This is a genomic window from Streptomyces sp. FH025, assembly GCF_017427025.1.
Taxonomy (GTDB): Bacteria; Actinomycetota; Actinomycetes; order Streptomycetales; family Streptomycetaceae; genus Kitasatospora.
This window is the reverse complement of sequence record NZ_JAFLNG010000755.1, coordinates 1-3,498: the sequence shown is the minus strand read 5'-3', so window position 1 is coordinate 3,498 and position 3,498 is coordinate 1. Positions and strand designations below refer to the sequence as shown.

At 71.1% G+C, this 3,498-nt stretch carries 1 protein-coding gene; it reads left to right on the top strand.

Annotated elements, in window-relative coordinates:
- Positions 1–293: 293 nt before the first annotated feature.
- Positions 294–3,494, top strand: a complete 3,201-nt coding sequence (gene ileS, locus J0670_RS33305) for an isoleucine--tRNA ligase (protein WP_207815942.1) — start codon at positions 294–296, stop codon at positions 3,492–3,494.
- The last annotated feature ends 4 nt before the right edge of the window (positions 3,495–3,498 follow it).

Below are 3,498 nucleotides of genomic sequence, written 5' to 3'. Positions count from 1 at the left end.
CGATACACTTGGCCCTGCAAGGCGCAGATGGGACGAGTACCGACGTACGCAGCCACCAGCGACCCGGGGACGGTGCGAGCCCGGGGGTGTGCACGGCGGGAAGATCACCCCGGAGCCGCCGGAAGAACGGCCACCGCGCAGCCCGCGGCGGCCCACTAGACCCGGCAGCAAGCCCAAACAAGAGGGCCGCAACGCAGCACCGCGGCCAAGGAGGGTGGTACCGCGGGGCGGCCAGGCCGTCTCGTCCCTCCGGAGGATCCAGTCCCAGCATCCGCCGGAGGTAGACGCCCGCGATGAGCTCCCAACCCGTCACCCACCACCACCCTTCCGACGACGCGCTGCGCGCGGCCCCTCTTTACCACCCCGTTCCCGCGCAGGTGGATCTGCCTGCCCTGGAGCACCAGATCCTGTCGTTCTGGCAGGACAACAAGATCTTCCAGCGCAGCCTGGAGCAGTCCGAGGGCCGCCCCGAGTGGGTGTTCTACGAGGGCCCGCCGACCGCCAACGGCATGCCCGGCGCCCACCACATCGAGGCCCGCGTCTTCAAGGACGTCTTCCCGCGCTACCGGACGATGAAGGGCTACCACGTCGCCCGCAAGGCCGGCTGGGACTGCCACGGCCTCCCGGTCGAGCTGGCCGTCGAGAAGGAGCTGGGCTTCTCCGGCAAGCAGGACATCGAGGCGTACGGCATCGCCGAGTTCAACGCCAAGTGCCGCGAGTCGGTGACCCGCCACACCGACGCCTTCGCCGAGCTGACCACCCGCATGGGCTACTGGGTCGACCTCGACGAGGCCTACCGGACGATGGACCCGTCGTACGTCCAGTCCGTGTGGTGGTCGCTCAAGCAGATCTTCGACAAGGGCCTGCTGGTCCAGGACCACCGCGTCGCCCCCTGGTGCCCGCGCTGCGGCACCGGCCTGTCCGACCACGAGCTGGCCCAGGGCTACGAGACCGTGGTCGACCCCTCGGTCTACGTCCGCTTCCCGCTCACCGGCGGCCCGCTGGCCGGCCAGGCGGCCCTGCTCGCCTGGACCACCACCCCGTGGACCCTGGTCTCCAACACCGCCCTCGCGGTCAACCCGGCGGTCACCTACGTGGTGGCCACCGACGGCAACGAGAAGCTCGTCGTCGCCGAGCCGCTGGTCGCCAAGGCCCTCGGCGAGGGCTGGGAGACCACCGGCGAGTCCTTCACCGGCGCCGAGATGGAGCACTGGAACTACCAGCGCCCCTTCGAGCTGGTCGAGATCGAGAACGCGCACTTCGTCCTCACCGCCGACTACGTCACCACCGAGGACGGCACCGGTGTCGTCCACCAGTCCCCGGCCTTCGGTGCGGACGACCTCGCGACCTGCCGCCGCTACGGCCTGCCGGTGGTCAACCCGGTGCTCGCCGACGGCACCTTCGCCCCCGAGGTCCCGCTGGTCGGCGGCCAGTTCTTCAAGAAGGCCGACGAGGCTCTGGTCGCGGACCTCCAGGAGCGCGGCCTGCTCTTCCGCCACGTGCCGTACGAGCACAGCTACCCGCACTGCTGGCGCTGCCACACCGCGCTGCTCTACTACGCGCAGCCGTCCTGGTACATCCGGACCACCGCCGTCAAGGACGCGCTGATCCGTGAGAACGAGGCCACCAACTGGTTCCCGGAGACGGTCAAGCACGGCCGCTTCGGCGACTGGCTGAACAACAACATCGACTGGGCGCTCAGCCGCAACCGCTACTGGGGCACCCCGCTGCCGATCTGGCGCTGCGAGGAGGGCCACCTCACCTGCGTCGGCTCGCTGGCCGAGCTGACCGAGCTCACCGGCACCGACCAGAGCGGCCTCGACCCGCACCGCCCGTTCATCGACGACGTGACCTTCGCCTGCCGCGACTGCGGCGGCACCGCCACCCGCGTGCCCGAGGTCATCGACGCCTGGTACGACTCGGGCTCGATGCCCTTCGCCCAGTACGGCTACCCGTACCAGAACAAGGAGCTGTTCGAGAAGCGCTACCCGGCGCAGTTCATCTCCGAGGCGATCGACCAGACCCGCGGCTGGTTCTACACGCTGATGGCCGTCGGCACCCTGGTGTTCGACAAGAACAGCTACGAGAACGTCGTCTGCCTGGGCCACATCCTGGCCGAGGACGGCCGCAAGATGTCCAAGCACCTGGGCAACATCCTGCAGCCGATCCCGCTGATGGACCAGCACGGCGCCGACGCGGTCCGCTGGTTCATGGCGGCCGGCGGCTCGCCCTGGTCGGCCCGCCGGGTCGGCCACGGCACCATCCAGGAGGTGGTCCGCAAGACCCTCCTCACCTACTGGAACACCGTCGCCTTCCAGGCCCTGTACGCCCGCACCTCGAACTGGGCCCCCTCCGCGAGCGACCCGGCCCCGGCCGACCGCCCGCAGCTCGACCGCTGGGTGCTCTCCGAGCTGAACACCCTGGTCCGCGAGGTCGACGCGGCCTTCGAGGCGTACGACACCCAGCGCGCCGGCAAGCTGCTCTCCGGCTTCGTCGACGACCTGTCCAACTGGTACGTCCGCCGCGGCCGCCGCCGCTTCTGGCAGGGCGACGCCGCCGCGCTCGCCACCCTGCACGAGGCGCTGGAGACGGTCACCCGTCTGATGGCCCCGCTCACCCCGTTCATCACCGAGCGGGTCTGGCAGGACCTGGTCGTCCCGGTCGCCCCGGAGGCCCCGGCCTCGGTGCACCTGGCGAGCTGGCCGCAGGCCGACGAGTCGCTGATCGACACCGAGCTCTCCCGGCACATGGCGCTGGTCCGCCGCCTGGTCGAGCTGGGCCGCGCCACCCGCGCCGAGTCCGGCGTGAAGACCCGTCAGCCGCTCTCCCGCGCGCTGGTCGCCGCCCAGGGCTGGGAGGAGCTGCCCGCCGACCTGCGCGCGCAGATCGCCGAGGAGCTCAACGTCTCCACCCTGGAGTCGCTGACCGGGTTGTCCCCGTCCGGGGCGGGCGGCGTTTCACTGGTCGACACCAGCGCCAAGGCCAACTTCCGCGCGCTGGGCAAGCGATTCGGCAAGGGCGTGCAGGACGTCGCCAAGGCGGTCGCCGCCGCCGACGCCGCCCGCCTGGCCGCCGAACTGCGGGCCAACGGCGAGACCGGCGTCGAGCTCAACGGCGAGACGATCACCCTCTCTCCCGACGAGGTGATCATCACCGAGACCCCGCGCGAGGGCTGGGCCGTCGCCAACGAGTCCGGCGCCACCGTCGCCCTCGACCTGGCCATCACCCCGGAGCTCAAGCGGCTCGGCATCGCCCGCGACGCCATCCGCCAGATCCAGGAGGCCCGGAAGAACTCCGGCCTCGACGTCGCCGACCGCATCGTCCTCCGCTGGCGCGCCACCTCGGAGGAGACCGCCGAGGCCATCGCCGAGCACGGCCCCCTCGTCGCGGAGGAGGTCCTCGCCACCGACTTCGCCGCCGGCGCGGCCGACTGGAACTCCGAGACCTTCGCCGACGAGTCCCTCGGCCTCGCCTTCCAGCTCCGCAAGGCCTGACCCA